This is a genomic window from Gammaproteobacteria bacterium (assembly GCA_032250735.1).
Classification (GTDB): domain Bacteria; phylum Pseudomonadota; class Gammaproteobacteria; order SZUA-152; family SZUA-152; genus SZUA-152.
Window position 1 is genome coordinate 20,370 of sequence record JAVVEP010000021.1, and the last position, 13,747, is coordinate 34,116.

General features: G+C 58.8%; 13 protein-coding genes. 3 read left to right on the forward strand and 10 right to left on the reverse strand.

All coding sequences use genetic code 11. The features are described 5' to 3' along the window. Window positions 1-158: 158 nt before the first annotated feature. The 7 genes from RRB22_11735 to metG all read right to left on the reverse strand — a co-directional run bounded on the left by RRB22_11735 (window position 159) and on the right by metG (window position 7,826). The gene (locus RRB22_11735) at window positions 159-848 is read right to left on the reverse strand and encodes an electron transport complex subunit E (protein ID MDT8385077.1); all 690 of its coding nucleotides are present in this window, start codon (window positions 846-848) and stop codon (window positions 159-161) included. Window positions 849-873: 25 nt separating this feature from the next. After that, window positions 874-1,536: an electron transport complex subunit RsxG gene (gene rsxG / locus RRB22_11740; GenBank protein ID MDT8385078.1), complete on the reverse strand. Its 663-nt coding sequence runs from the start codon at window positions 1,534-1,536 to the stop codon at window positions 874-876. Continuing rightward, window positions 1,536-2,618, reverse strand: coding sequence for an electron transport complex subunit RsxD (rsxD, locus tag RRB22_11745; GenBank protein MDT8385079.1), 1,083 nt, complete (start codon window positions 2,616-2,618; stop codon window positions 1,536-1,538). Before rsxD ends, rsxG begins: the two co-directional genes overlap by 1 nt. After that, window positions 2,615-4,291, reverse strand: coding sequence for an electron transport complex subunit RsxC (gene rsxC, locus RRB22_11750; protein MDT8385080.1), 1,677 nt, complete (start codon window positions 4,289-4,291; stop codon window positions 2,615-2,617). Before rsxC ends, rsxD begins: the two co-directional genes overlap by 4 nt. Then, complete coding sequence (gene rsxB, locus RRB22_11755) at window positions 4,291-4,863, reverse strand: electron transport complex subunit RsxB (GenBank protein MDT8385081.1); 573 nt, start codon at window positions 4,861-4,863, stop codon at window positions 4,291-4,293. Before rsxB ends, rsxC begins: the two co-directional genes overlap by 1 nt. 61 nt (window positions 4,864-4,924) lie before the next feature. Further along, window positions 4,925-5,506, reverse strand: coding sequence for an electron transport complex subunit RsxA (gene rsxA / locus RRB22_11760; protein ID MDT8385082.1), 582 nt, complete (start codon window positions 5,504-5,506; stop codon window positions 4,925-4,927). A 181-nt stretch (window positions 5,507-5,687) separates the two neighbouring features. Next, window positions 5,688-7,826 carry a methionine--tRNA ligase gene (metG, locus tag RRB22_11765; GenBank protein ID MDT8385083.1) on the reverse strand — a complete coding sequence of 713 codons (2,139 nt, stop codon included), beginning with the start codon at window positions 7,824-7,826 and terminating at the stop codon, window positions 5,688-5,690. Between the two features lie 224 nt (window positions 7,827-8,050). On the opposite strand from metG, the gene apbC reads away from it, so the two are divergent. The 3 genes from apbC (at window position 8,051) to RRB22_11780 (ending at window position 10,448) form a co-directional block, all read left to right on the forward strand. Continuing rightward, a complete protein-coding gene (gene apbC, locus RRB22_11770) occupies window positions 8,051-9,142 on the forward strand; it encodes an iron-sulfur cluster carrier protein ApbC (protein ID MDT8385084.1) in 1,092 nt (363 codons plus the stop codon). 177 nt (window positions 9,143-9,319) lie between these two features. Next, window positions 9,320-9,886, forward strand: coding sequence for a dCTP deaminase (gene dcd / locus RRB22_11775; GenBank protein MDT8385085.1), 567 nt, complete (start codon window positions 9,320-9,322; stop codon window positions 9,884-9,886). Window positions 9,887-10,058: 172 nt separating this feature from the next. Then, window positions 10,059-10,448 (forward strand): hypothetical protein, encoded by a 390-nt coding sequence (locus RRB22_11780; GenBank protein ID MDT8385086.1) that lies wholly within the window; start codon window positions 10,059-10,061, stop codon window positions 10,446-10,448. Window positions 10,449-10,717: 269 nt separating this feature from the next. Here the strand turns inward: RRB22_11780 and RRB22_11785 are convergent, their stop codons facing one another. The 3 genes from RRB22_11785 to RRB22_11795 form a co-directional block, all read right to left on the reverse strand. Beyond that, a complete protein-coding gene (locus tag RRB22_11785; protein ID MDT8385087.1) occupies window positions 10,718-11,530 on the reverse strand; it encodes a DUF1194 domain-containing protein in 813 nt (270 codons plus the stop codon). A gap of 300 nt (window positions 11,531-11,830) precedes the next feature. Continuing rightward, a complete protein-coding gene (locus RRB22_11790; GenBank protein ID MDT8385088.1) occupies window positions 11,831-12,580 on the reverse strand; it encodes a DUF3108 domain-containing protein in 750 nt (249 codons plus the stop codon). Beyond that, window positions 12,573-13,580: a lysylphosphatidylglycerol synthase transmembrane domain-containing protein gene (locus RRB22_11795; GenBank protein ID MDT8385089.1), complete on the reverse strand. Its 1,008-nt coding sequence runs from the start codon at window positions 13,578-13,580 to the stop codon at window positions 12,573-12,575. Before RRB22_11795 ends, RRB22_11790 begins: the two co-directional genes overlap by 8 nt. Window positions 13,581-13,747: the final 167 nt, after the last annotated feature.

Consider the following 13,747-nt stretch of genomic DNA (forward strand, 5'->3'; position numbering starts at 1 on the left):
GCGGGTGTCATACGGCGCAATGCCCTACGGTTATTGCGCGCTACGGCACTGTAGGGGCCGAGCCCTCTCGGCGATTCTCTCCCAACGATCGTGCCGCCTCGACCCATCGGCCAGAGGGCTGGCCTCCTACGGCACTCAGCACTCAGCACTCAGCACTCTCAGGAGGCGGGTTCGGTCTGGATCTGCACCGGTATCGTCTGTCGCGCGCGCTGCGCCAGGCGTTTGTCGATGACATTCTTCACGGCGATCAGTAGCCCCAGTGCCAGGAAGGCGCCGGGGGGGAGGATGGCGAGCAGGTAGCCGCGGTAGTCGTCGATGAGGGTGATGGTGAGCCACTCGGAGCCGGGGCCAAACATCAGCTCGGCCTGGGCCAGCAGGGTGCCGTGGCCGAGGATTTCGCGGATGGCGCCGAGCAGCAGTAATACGGCGGTGAAGCCGATGCCCATGGCCAGGCCGTCGAGCAGCGAGCGCCAGACGTTGTTTTTGGAGGCGAAGGATTCGGCGCGGGCGATGATCACGCAGTTGGTGACGATCAGCGGGATGAAGATACCCAGCACCAGGTACAGGTCGTAGAGGTAGGCCTGCATTAGCAGTTCCACCGCGGTCACGAATGACGCGATCACCAGCACGAAGCTGGGGATGCGCAATTCCGGGCGCACCAGGTTACGGATCAGCGACACGGTGACGTTGGAGCCGGCCAGCACCAGGGTGGTGGCGATGCCCAGCCCGAGCGCATTGATCACGGTGCCGGAGACCGCCAGTAGCGGACACAGCCCGAGCAACTGCACCAGTGCGGTGTTGTTGCGCCACAGGCCTTCGTTGATGATCTGTGCGTTTTCGCTTTTCATAATGGGTGAGCGCCTGATTGAGCGGTTACTGGGTGATGGACTCGACGTTGGGGATCGCTTCCGCCTGGGCTGGCGTCTGCCGGAACAGGCGTTCCCGGTTCTGCTGATAGAATTTTAGCGCGTTATGCACCGCCTTGACGACGGCCCGCGGGGTGATGGTGGCGCCCGTGAACTGGTCGAACTCGCCACCGTCCCGGCGCACCCGCCAGCCCTTGCTCTCCGGGTTGCCCAGCGAGTGGCCGTTGAAGCCGAGGATCCAGTTCGAGCGTTTCGCCTCGATGGCATCACCCAGCCCCGGTGTCTCGCGGTGGCTGAGCACCCGCACGCCCAACAGTGTGCCATCCACCCGGATGGCGACCAGCAACCTGATCGGTCCCACATAGCCCTCCGGGGCGATCGGGGTGAGCGCCACCGCCACCGGCTTACCGTCCTTGCGCGCCCGGAACACCGGTACGTCGGCCGTGGTGCCCAGCAGCTCGGGTGCGTTGACGGTGATCATGTCGCTGAAGATATCGTTGTCGTGCAGTTCCGCGGGGATGACCTCATGCAGGCTGCGCAACATAAAGGCGCGCTCGGCCTCGGCAATGCGTTCTTCGGTGCCGGTGAAAATCACCGCCACCACGCCCGTGCCCACCAGTGCAAACAGGCCCAGCAGTATGGCGCTGAGGCTCATGTGTCTGGCCAGCATCAGGGCTTGTCTCCATCGTCGCGGCGGGAGGGGTGGATGGTGTGATGAGCCTTCGGATGGCCATAGACCCGCGGCTGCGTGTAGTAGTCGATGGTGGGTGCGGCCATGTTCATTAACAGCACGGCAAACGCCACGCCATCGGGATAACCGCCCCAGGTGCGAATCACGTAGATGAGGACGCCGATGCCGATGCCGTAATAGATGCGCCCGCGGGGTGTGGTGCTGGCGCTGACCGGATCGGTGGCGATAAAAAAGGCCGCCAGCAGGGTCGCGCCGCTGAACAGGTGGAACATGGGTGAGGGGTAGGCGTCCGGGTCCAGCATGAAAAAGAAAAAAGAGATTATAACCAGGCTGCCCAGCAGGGCTACCGGTATGTGCCAGCTGATGATGTGTTTGTAGATCAGCCATATGCCGCCCAGCAGCACCCAGTTGCCCACCCACTCCCAGCCCACGCCGCCGAAGTCGCCAAAGATGGCATTGCCGCGAATGATTTCGGTGACGGTGACATTGAGGCCCAGCTCGGTTTTTATGGTGTCCAGCGGGGTGGCCATGGTGAGCGCATCGATGCTCAGCTGATAGGGAAAATTGCCGGTAAAGATGATGTTGAGTGTGTCAATAAAACCTATTTCAAGTTGGTTGACGATGTTCGGTGGCACCCATTGGGTCATCTCCAGGGGAAATGATATGAGCAGCATCACATAACCGACCATGGCTGGATTAAACGGGTTGTAGCCCAGCCCGCCATACAATTGCTTGGCGACGATGATGGCGAAGGCTGCCCCCATCACGGTGATCCACCATGGTGCAAAGGGCGGGATGCAGAAGGCCAGCAGCAGGCCGGTGACCAGGGCGCTGCCGTCGGTGAGAAAGGGTGCGATGGGGCGCTGTCGGATCCGCAGCATCAGCGCCTCGGCACACAGCGCGGTTGCCACGGCCAGCAGGATGTTGATACACAGTCCCCAGCCAAAAAACCAGGTGTAGGCGATGATGGCCGGCACCAGCGCCAGGCATACCCGCAGCATCATGCTGTTGATGCGAACACCCGAATGGATGTGCGGTGACGACGGGGTATCCAGATTCATTGTTCGCTGTCCTGTGCGGCGCCGACATCGGCCCGGGCTTCGAGCGCCTTGCGCCGGGCATTTGCCTCATCGATTTTTCGTTGCTGGTCGGGCGTGAGGTTGTCGATATTTCTGGGTTGGATGGTGTTGGCCTCGCGTTTGTTTTTTGCCCGCTCCATCGCCGCCTGGATGGCGGCCTTTTTGGCGGCATCGGCGCTGCTCCCGGCGTCGCCCTTCTGGGCATCCAGCGCCGCACGTTTTTGCTGGTGACGTTGCTGTTTCTCCAGCTTCTCGCGCTCCAGGCGTTGTTCGCGAAACTGGTGACGTTCGCGGGCGATGTTGGCCAGGGCTTTTTCGTGCTGTTGAGCCCAGATTTCCGTTTTCGCATAACGGAAATAGTGCACCAGCGGAATCTGGCTGGGACAGACATAGTCACAGCAGCCGCACTCGATGCAATCGAACAGATGGTAATCCTGTATCTTGTCGAAATCCTTGGCGCGCGCATACCAGTACAGCTGTTGCGGCAGCAAGTCCACCGGGCAGGCCTCTGCACAGTTGCCGCAGCGAATGCAGGGCATGGGCTGGCTGCCTTTGGATGCCAGCGGCACATCGCCGGTTTTGGCGAATGCCAGAATGCAGTTGGTGGTTTTGGTAACGGGTACGGTTACGTCGTGCAAGGCGACGCCCATCATCGGGCCGCCCAGAATCACGCGGCTGAGTGTGTTGCGGTTGCCGCCGCATTCTTCGATAAGATCGATAACCGGCGTGCCGATCAGCACATCCAGATTGCGCGCCTTTGCGACACTGCCGGCCACCGTTACATAACGTGAAATAAGTGGCTCGCCAAATTCGATGGCACGGTAAACGGCATAGGCGGTGCCGACGTTGTGACAGACAACGCCGATGTCCAGCGGCAGTCCGCCGGAGGGAACTTCCATGCCGGTCAGTACCTGAATCAGCTGTTTTTCCCCGCCGGTGGGATACACAGTCGGCACCTGCACCACGTCGATGAAATCGGCGCCGGTATTGCGCACCTGTTCGCGCAGGGCAAGGAAGGCCGCCTTCTTGTTGTTCTCTATGCCAATGATGCAGCGCCGGGCCTGCAGCGCATAGCGCATGATGCGCAGGCCGACGATAACCTCCAGCGCGTGTTCACGCAGCAGCATCTCGTCGCAGGTAATGTACGGCTCGCATTCGGCACCGTTGAGAATCAGTGTGTCGACGGCATGCTGGCTAGGATCGAGTTTGACGTGGGCGGGAAAGCCCGCGCCACCCATGCCGACGATGCCGGCATCGCGAATGCGCGCGCGAATCGCTTCAGGCGGCAGCTGGTGGTAGTCGGCGACGGGCTGTCGGTCCTCGGTCCAGCGTTCCTCGCCATCGGTGTCGATGATGATGCAGGGTGCGCTCAGGTGCGAGGGATGTGATACCGCGTGCTTGGCAATGGCCACCACCGTGCCGGAGCTGGAGGCATGTACGGGTGCGCTGATCACGCCGACGGGTTTGGCGATCAGCTGGCCCTTGCGCACCTTGTCGCCTACCGCCACGATGGCCTCGGCGGGTGTGCCGATGTGCTGTTGCAGGGGCAGCACCAGTTGCCGGGGCAGCCGCGCGGCCTGCACCGGCTGCGCGGTGGCATCCCTCTTGTGTTCCTTGAGTTGAACACCACCGTGAAATTGAAACAGGCGTTGCATCAGCGGGTCTTTTCCGGTTGCGGCTGCTTCGGCACCGTGTCGTCGGGCTTGGGCCACTTCCAGTGATTGATGTCGGTGGCCACCGGCACCATCTCGATGCAATCCACCGGACAGGGTGGCAGGCACAGATCACAACCGGTGCATTCGGCGGCGATCACGGTGTGCATCTGTTTGGCGGCGCCCAGGATGGCATCCACCGGACAGGCCTGGATGCACAGGGTGCAGCCGATGCAGATCTGTTCATCGATCACGGCCACGGTTTTGATGTCTTCCTCAACGCCGTGCTCCGGGTTCAGCGGTTTGGGATCGCGGCCCAATAGATCCGCCAGGGCAATGATGGTGGTCTCGCCACCAGGAGGGCACTGGTTGATATCGGCCTCGCCCCTGGCGATGGCCTCGGCGTAGGGACGGCAGCCGGGATAGGTGCACTGGCCGCACTGGGTCTGTGGCAGCAGGGCATCAATCTTTTCCACCAGCGGATCACCTTCCACCTTGTAGCGGATGGCGGCATAACCCAGCAGCAGGCCAAAAATGGCCGCCAGGATGCATAAGGCGATGATTGCCGCTAGCATGGGCCCGCCTCTAGCAGGAGCCCGCCGCTGGCATGGTGTCTAACTTCTAACATGGAATAGATTAACCTTTGACCAGCCCGGAAAAGCCCATAAAGGCCATCGACATCAGGCCGGCGGTGATCAGTGCGATGGCTGCGCCGCGAAAGCTCTCCGGCACATCGGCCACGGTGATGCGTTCACGCATGGCGGCAAATAAAATCAGCACCAGCGAAAAACCGACCGAGGCGCCAAACCCGTAAACGGCGGATTGCAGAAAGCCGTGATGTTGCTGCACGTTCAGCAGGGCGACACCCAGTACCGCACAGTTGGTGGTGATCAACGGTAAAAAGATACCCAGCACCTGATACAGCAGCGGGCTGGTTTTGTGCACCACCATCTCGGTGAACTGCACCACCACCGCGATCACCAGAATAAAGGTGATCGTGCGCAGGTATTCCAGGCCCAGTGGTGCCAGCAGGTATTCGTTGACCAGATAACTGGCGACCGAGGACAGGGTCAGCACAAAGGTCGTCGCCAGCGCCATGCCGGTGGCCGTTTCCAGTTTGCGCGATACGCCCATGAACGGGCACAGGCCAAGAAACTTCACCAGCACGAAGTTGTTGACCAGCACGGTGCTGACGAGGATGAGGGCGTATTCTTGCATAGATAAAAGATACAAGATAAAAGATAAAAGGGCGAGGAATGGCGGCTATCAGTTTTGTAGGGTGAGCAATGTCCACCATTCACGCATAATTACAATGCCTTTGGTGGGCGATGCCTTTATGCCCCAGAGGGTACACCCTGCCAAAACTTTTTCTCTTTACCCTTTTATCTTTCCTCTGTATTTATTTCACCCGCATTCCCGGCTGCGCCCCTTCATGGGGTTCCAGGATCCACAGATCCTTGCCGCCCGGTCCGGCGGCCAGCACCATGCCTTCGGAGACGCCGAAGCGCATCTTGCGTGGGGCGAGATTGGCGACCATCACCGTGAGTTTGCCTTCGAGGTCTTGCGGCGCGTAGGCGCTTTTGATGCCCGCGAAGACGTTACGGGCTTCGCCGCCGAGATCCAGGGTCAGTTGCAGCAGTTTGTCGGCGCCCTCGACGTGCTCGGCCTTGACGATGCGCGCGATGCGCAGGTCGATCCTGGCGAAGTCGTCGTAGTCAATCATTGGCGCAACAGGGTTGTCGGCGATGGGGTCCATGGTCTGCCCTTCGTTTGAGGTTGGTTTGTCAGTGGGTTTGGTAGAGGCTTTTCTCGCCTGTTTGCTGGTCGTCGAACTACTGGCCTGAGCCGGTTCTGCCGCCAGTGCCTTTTTGGCGTCTTCCAGCACCGCGTCGATTTTTTCCAGCTCGACGCGGGTCATCAGCGGTTGGAACGTTTTGATGGTGTGGTCACACAGCGGCTCCCGGCAGCTGTTCCAGTGCAGTAGGTCGATATCGAGAAAGGCCTCGACCTTTGCCGCCATCACCGGCAGCACCGGTTTGAGGTAGGTCATCAGCACGCGGAACAGGTTGACGCCCATGGAATACACGGCCTGCGCCTGCCCGGCGGTGGCCTCGTCTTTGGCCAGCACCCAGGGTTTTTGTTCGTCGATGTACTGATTGGCGAGATCCGCTAAAGCCATAATCTCGCGCATGGCCTGACTGAATTCGCGATTTTCGTACAGCTCGGCGATGGTCTCGCCGGCGTCGACGAAGCGTTGATACAGCGCCGGGTCGCTGCAGTTGGCGGACAATTTCCCACCGCACTTTTTGCTGATGAAACCGGCGCAACGGCTGGCGATGTTGACCACCTTTCCGACCAGGTCGCTGTTCACCCGCGCGATGAAATCCTCGAAGTTGAGGTCGAGGTCGTCGATGCGGCTGGTGAGTTTGGCGGCGAAATAGTAGCGCAGGTATTCCGGGTCGAGGTGATCCAGATAGTTGCGGGCGTTGATAAAGGTGCCGCGGGACTTGGACATCTTCTGCCCGTTGATGGTCAGAAAGCCGTGTGCGTACACCGCGGTGGGGGTGCGCAGGTTCGCCCCCGCCAGCACCGCCGGCCAGAACAGGGCGTGGAAGCTGATGATGTCCTTGCCGATGAAATGGTAGAGCTCGGTGGTGGTGTCGGGCCTCAGGTACTCGTCAAAGTCCAGATCCTCGCGGCGCTCGCAGAGATTCTTGAAACTGGCGAAATAGCCCATGGGCGCGTCCAGCCACACGTAGAAATACTTTTTGTCACCGGAAGGGCCGGTCGCACCGGGAATCTCGAAGCCAAAATAGGGGCTGTCGCGGCTGATATCCCATTCGCGCAGCTCACCTTGCAGCCATTCGTCCAGCTTGTTGCTGACCTCGGCCTGCAGGTGGCCGGCGCGGGTCCACTCGGCGAGCATCTCCTGGAAATCGGCGAGTCTGAAAAACAGGTGCTCGGATTCCTTGCGGATCGGCGTGGCGCCGGACACTGCCGACACCGGATTGATCAGCTCGGTGGGGTCGTAGGTGGCGCCGCAGGCCTCGCAGTTGTCACCGTACTGGTCCTCGGCACCGCACTTGGGGCAGGTGCCGCGCACGAAGCGATCCGGCAGGAACATCTCCTTTTCCGGGTCGTAGGCCTGCTCGATGGTGTGGGTGCTGATGTGGCCGTTGGCCTTGAGGCGGCCATAGATCATCTCGGCCAGCTCGCGGTTTTCCGGCGAGTGGGTGCTGTGATAATTGTCGAAGCCGATGTCGAAGGCGGCAAAATCGGCGCGGTGTTCCTCGCCGATGCGGGCCACCAACTGTTCCGGGGTGATGCCCTCGTTCTGCGCGCGCAGCATGATGGGCGTGCCGTGGGCGTCGTCCGCACACACGTAGGTGCAGCGGTGACCGCGCATTTTCTGGAAACGCACCCAGATATCGGTCTGGATGTACTCGACCATGTGGCCCATGTGGATACTGCCATTGGCATAGGGCAGGGCGCTGGTGACGAGAATCTTGCGGGGCTGTGTGTGGGACGGAAGGCTCATGGCTGTTTTGGGGCTCTGTGGGATGTGGGCGGGTGAGGTCGCGTGAGGCCGGAAAACCCTGTAGGTACTATGAGTTACTGGCTATTTATGCAAAAGGTAATATTACGATAGGCTGATAAATTGTGTAAACTCGCGTCTCTGTTTTCAGGCCAGAGTGACGGGCCCGGCCGGCTGTCAGTCCCTGTGTCGTGAAACCCAATGAATAATCCAAGGAGTTCTCTTATATGAGCAGCGTCACCCGCGAACAGGTTGAATCCGCTATCAAACAATACATTGATCCCTGTCTGCAGCTGGATCTGGTGAGCGCGAAGTGTATCAAAAACATCGCCATCGAGGGGGATAAAGCTACGGTGGATGTGCAGTTGGGCTTTCCCGCCAAGGGCCATGAGGCCGCCCTGATCAGCAAGCTGAAAGAGCAGATCACCGCTATCGACGGCATCAGCGACGCGATCATTAATGTCACCACCAAGGTGGAGGCGCACAGCGCGCAAAAGGGCGTGAAGCCGATCAAGGGCGTGAAGAACATTATCGCCATCGCCTCGGGCAAGGGCGGTGTCGGCAAGTCCACCACGGCGGTGAATCTGGCGCTGGCGCTGAAGGCCGAAGGCGCCACCGTCGGTATTCTGGATGCCGATATCTATGGCCCCAGTCAGCCGCGCATGTTGGGTGTCTCCGACAAACCCGAATCCCCTGATGGCAAATCCCTGTCGCCCTTGATGGGCCACGGCATCCAGTCCATGTCCATCGGTTATCTCATCGAAGAGGAAACTCCGATGATCTGGCGCGGCCCGATGGTCACCCAGGCCCTGGAGCAGTTGCTGAATGACACCAACTGGACTGACGTGGATTATCTGATCATCGACCTGCCGCCGGGTACCGGCGACATCCAGCTGACCCTGGCGCAGAAGGTGCCGGTGAGCGGCGCGATCATCGTCACCACGCCGCAGGACATCGCCCTGCTGGATGCGCGCAAGGCGCTGAAGATGTTCGAGAAGGTGGATGTGACGGTGTTGGGCATCGTGGAAAACATGAGTATCCATATCTGCTCCAAGTGTGGTCACGAGGAGCATATCTTCGGTCAGGGCGGCGGACAGAGCATGTCCGAACAATACGGTGTGGACCTCATCGGCGCCCTGCCGCTGGACATCCAGATTCGCCAGGAAGTGGATGCGGGTACGCCGACGGTGGCGGCGGATCCTGATGGTCGCATTGCCCAGATCTATCGGGAGATCGCCCGTCGTGTCGCGGCCAAGCTTTCCCTGAAGGCCAGGGAGTTCAGCGCCAAGTTCCCGAATATTGTGATTCAAAATAACTAAAACGGATTCAGGTTCTATAAAGATAAAAATCGCAAAGAACGCAAAGGCACGCGAAGCATTTAAAAACAAACCTTTGCGGGACTTTGCGACCTTTGCGGTTAATAATTCATTGCATTAAAACCGGTGGGCAGTGTCCACCCTACTACGACTGCGATTTAAGCTGAGGGGGAAGTGGCAGTGGGTATCAAGTCAGACAAGTGGATTCGCCGCATGGCGGAACAGCAGGGCATGATCGAGCCCTTTGCATCGGGGCAGGTGCGTGAGGCCGACGGCAATCGCATCATTTCCTACGGTACATCCAGTTATGGTTATGACGTGCGTTGCGCCGACGAATTCAAGATCTTCACCAATATCAATTCGGCGGTGGTCGATCCCAAGAACTTCGACGACAACAGTTTTGTGGATGTGAAGGCCGACGTCTGCATCATCCCGCCGAACTCGTTTGCCCTTGCCCGTACCGTGGAATATTTCCGCATCCCGCGCGACACGCTCACTATCTGCCTGGGCAAATCCACTTATGCGCGTTGCGGCATCATTGTCAATGTCACGCCGCTGGAGCCGGAATGGGAAGGCCACGTGACTCTGGAATTTTCCAACACCACCACCCTGCCGGCCAAGATCTACGCCAACGAGGGCGTGGCGCAGATGCTGTTCTTTACCGGTGACGAAGTGTGCGAGACCTCCTACAAGGACCGCGGTGGAAAGTACCAGGGACAGACTGGAGTCACCCTGCCAAAGACCTAGCTTTTTTGATTATATATTCATGGTGAACAAATCTGGTTTGTTGAATATATAGTTTTGTGCACTAGTATTAGTTACATGGAGATTGTTATTTTTGTGTCCATTGTGGGCTTCAATTCCTGTAACAGTGTTGTACCACTAATCACACTAATCAGATGAAGAGGAGGGATTTCTCGTGGCTATTCAAAGAGTCGTTCTGTTTTTAGGTACCCTGATGTTGTTTGTCGCACCTGTGGTGTTGGCTGATTCTCCCAAGTCAATCGATCAGCCAGACAGTCATTCTGTTCCTGTCAAAGGGAAAGTGACTTTATACAGAGTGCAGACTGAAGGTATGAAGCTGGGTGAGGGTAAGAACCTAACGGATGCGGAATTATTTGTATCTCTAGATACTAATCCTAAGATGGTATATTCATTGCAACTGAAGTCTGGTTCGCCTGTATCGAACAGCGTAATGGCAGCAACCTTGCGGGATGCGTATGTGAATAAGCTGCCTGTCACCATTTATAGTCAAATAAATGTGAATAAAGATAATTATCGTAAGATCTTAATGATTCAGCTTGATTAATTTCCATTAAGGTAAGGGGATGCTTGAAGGTTTGTGGATTGCGTATCATAGCCTGGTGCGCCTTGTTCCCTGGCGTGTATCACTGAATATTTTTGGGTTCTGCGTGACGCGGTTGCATTTTTTCTGTAAATCCACCTAGTTCGCGTTTAAAGAAAGGCTCGCGAAAATTGGGCCAAAAAAAACATCCCTGCCAGTCACTGGCAGGGATGTTTTGGTTTTAGCCGTCCAGTTTTTTGGGCTGAACGTTTAGTATTAACCAGTCCTGCCGATTATGCGGCCTTTTTTCTGCGGCGCGCAGCACCCAGGCCGATCAGTCCCAGTCCCATCAGGGCCAGCGAGGCCGGTTCCGGCACATCAGTGATCTCTCTGCCCAGCTTGGTCTGGATAACACCAGCGAAGTCGTTAAAGTTGTTGGCCATCAGGAAGAAGCCGGTGGGGGTATCCGCCGGATTGATGCCCACCAGGGCCTGTAGGTAGTTTTGGTCGATACCGGACCCGACGCCCAGGGCATTGATGGTGATATTGGCGTCACGCGCGGCATTGGCGGCCAGTCTTGCATCCCCGTCAGCGGTCGTATTGCAGCTTGCTGAGGTATGGGGGTCTACACCGGCACAGGTTGTCGGATTGCCGTCGGTGGAGATGTCGATCACCGTTTTTGCCCCATCAATACCATTGGTGAGGATATCATTGGTGGCGACCTGTATAGCTCCTTCGGTGTTGGTAAGGCCACCGTTGTAAGACATGTTCGCCACGGTGAACATGTTGCCAAAGGTGGTGGCGGAGGCGTTGTCGGTAATCTGGAACCAGTTGGTCTCTTCCACCACGGAGGTGCCAAATTGATAGGCGCGCACCCACAGGCTGTCGTAGCTGCTGGGGGCGACATAGGTGTCATAGAAGGTGCCGGAGGCGAAGGCGTTCTGGTAACCGGCGAGCTGCAGCGACCAGCCGGAAGCCCCAACGCTGCCGGAGCCGTCCATCACCAGGGCCAGTTCCAATGGTACGGCGGAGGCGGTGCCGGGTACCAGGCCGCCTAGCGCGAGCGCAAAGCTGGTAGAGATTGTCCACTTCTTGAAAACGTTCATTTTTCCTCTCCTTGAATAAACAACATTGGTTAAACAATTAATTGTCCTGTTGGACCAGGTAGCTATCCTCATTGCTCTGCACTGCGAGAATTCGGTGAGTAATAACTGCATGGAACATGCCAGAGGATACATTTTATATATTTATCAGTCTGTTACAGTGTTTTTGTGTTATAGAAAGCGAGCAGAAAGGGTGGAGTGTAAAATTTTTCGACGACCCTGATGCGGCGGTGGATCCGGATTTTCTATGAGCTATCTAGTGGTATATGTGGATGGTCGAGGGTGTTTTCACGGTATGCAGGTCTACAGGCCCCTGACCGAGGTCAGGACGGCGATGACTGGGCTGTCGTCATCCTTGCGTTGTTCAATGCGCACCGGCAGGTAGGCCAGCTCCCTGGCGCACCACATCGTGGTCTTGCGACTGCCCTTGATATAGCGCAGACGCACGGTGTCAAAAGTTCCCAGCGCAGTCTTGATGCGTTCCTGGCCGAGGATCTCGATGTCGTAATATTTCAGTTTGCCGCCATCGGCCACCGGGTAGCGTAAGGTGGTGGCGGTGGTGGCGGTGGTGGAGAGGTCCTGCATGATGCGCAACTGATACAGCAGTTTGTCCGAGGTGTCGTGCTCCAGCGGCATCGTCCAGGGCTGGTTGTCGACGGTGTTGATGACCCGATTCTTTTCCCAGTCAAAATCCAGCTGTACGCGACGATCCTTTTTGCCGCCGCTGTTGAAGAGGGTGTACTGCAGGGGGCGTGGCTGGCCCTGGAAATAGGCCCAGTGGCTGCGTTCGATGACCTGTCCGCTGGTAAACAGCTTGGCGATGCCGACCGGGCGGGTAATGGATTCAAACAGGTACGCGTCGCCCTCACGCTGGAGTGTGCGTTGGGTCTCGCCGATGGTGACGCCCGACTTTTTGACGTCGTAGGTGGCGGAAAACTGCTCGGGCAGGGCGGCGGCATGGCTGCTTCCCAGGCCGATCAGCAGGGTGCCGAGGCAGCCGTATACCGATAGCCTTGGCCGTTTCAGGCGATGAGAGGATGGTTGCTTATTCATGCGGGGTCACCGTGGTGGGCGTGGTTTTCGGGAGGGGCTGACCGGGCAGCAGCAGGCTCACCAGGCCAGACAGCAGGGTGCAGCCTAGCACGAACAGGTGCAGGTTCACGGCGGCCTGCAGGGCGGTGGTGGGTGGGATGCCGAACGGCGCCAGGCCGGCGACGACCCCGGCCTCGTAGGTGCCCGCACCGGCGATGCCGTGGATGGGCAATACGCTGGTGAAGTCCCCCAGGGTGGCGCCTATCCATGCGGTGCCCAGCGGGATGTCGGCAAACAGGGTGAGAATCCAGGCGAATACCGCCAGTTTGATCGCCCAGTTGAGCAGGGTCCACAGCCACGAGCGCCAGAACAGGCGGGGCTGTTGCGGCAGGCTCTCCAGCACCTGATGCAGGAATTTTCCGATGGTACCGGGGTGGTGTCTCAGACGTCGCTGCCAGGCGCCATAGAGTTGGAACCCCAGCCAGGGCAGGACCATCCAGGCGAGCCCCAGCAGGGCCCCGGCGGTCTGGCCGATGAAGCGTTCGCCGAGCACCAGCAGGGCAAAGGCGATGAGGGTGTGCAGGTCCAGCAGCCGAAACCACAGCAGGGCGGGCACGGAACGCATCGCGGGTATGGCGAAGCCGTGGGCCATCAGCAGGGGAAAGCTCAGTTCGCCGGAGCGCATGGGCAGGAGGTTGTTGAGCAGGTTGTGTTGCAGGGACAGCCGCAGGCACAGCGCAAACCGACCGCGGGTGTCGGCCAGAAAATAGTCGTAGACGCGCAGGGCACGCAGGCTGTAGCTCAAAAATACCAGTATAATGCCCGCGGCCAGGGCGCCGGGGGCCAGTGTCCGCCAGGGGCTCAGCAGGGTCGACCAGCCGATCCAGCGTTCCACTGCCAGGATCAGCCCCGCCAGCAGCAGTGCGCCGATGAGGTAGCGCAGGGCCGTGACCAGCGGGTGCTTTCGCGGGGCGCGGTCGCGGCCTGTGGTGGCTGCGGGGGGTGGGGATTTGTCGGTCACGGTTGAGAGGTCATGGATGGAAGAATGTAGCGCCTGTCCTGAGCGGGATGAACAGGCCGTAGTCTATCTCATGCGACCACCTGAAACATCCGCGCCCAGAGCCGTTGTATGACACATGATTTTATTCCCGGCAGCTTAACGCGATGGTTGCTTCCGCGTCGCCGCCT

Coding starts and splice junctions, on each gene's coding strand:
- RRB22_11735 (MDT8385077.1), bottom strand. CDS start 848: ATGAAAAGCGAAAACGCACAGATCATCAACGAAGGCCTGTGGCGCAAC.
- rsxG (MDT8385078.1), bottom strand. CDS start 1,536: ATGCTGGCCAGACACATGAGCCTCAGCGCCATACTGCTGGGCCTGTTT.
- rsxD (MDT8385079.1), bottom strand. CDS start 2,618: ATGAATCTGGATACCCCGTCGTCACCGCACATCCATTCGGGTGTTCGC.
- rsxC (MDT8385080.1), bottom strand. CDS start 4,291: ATGCAACGCCTGTTTCAATTTCACGGTGGTGTTCAACTCAAGGAACAC.
- rsxB (MDT8385081.1), bottom strand. CDS start 4,863: ATGCTAGCGGCAATCATCGCCTTATGCATCCTGGCGGCCATTTTTGGC.
- rsxA (MDT8385082.1), bottom strand. CDS start 5,506: ATGCAAGAATACGCCCTCATCCTCGTCAGCACCGTGCTGGTCAACAAC.
- metG (MDT8385083.1), bottom strand. CDS start 7,826: ATGAGCCTTCCGTCCCACACACAGCCCCGCAAGATTCTCGTCACCAGC.
- apbC (MDT8385084.1), top strand. CDS start 8,051: ATGAGCAGCGTCACCCGCGAACAGGTTGAATCCGCTATCAAACAATAC.
- RRB22_11785 (MDT8385087.1), bottom strand. CDS start 11,530: ATGAACGTTTTCAAGAAGTGGACAATCTCTACCAGCTTTGCGCTCGCG.
- RRB22_11790 (MDT8385088.1), bottom strand. CDS start 12,580: ATGAATAAGCAACCATCCTCTCATCGCCTGAAACGGCCAAGGCTATCG.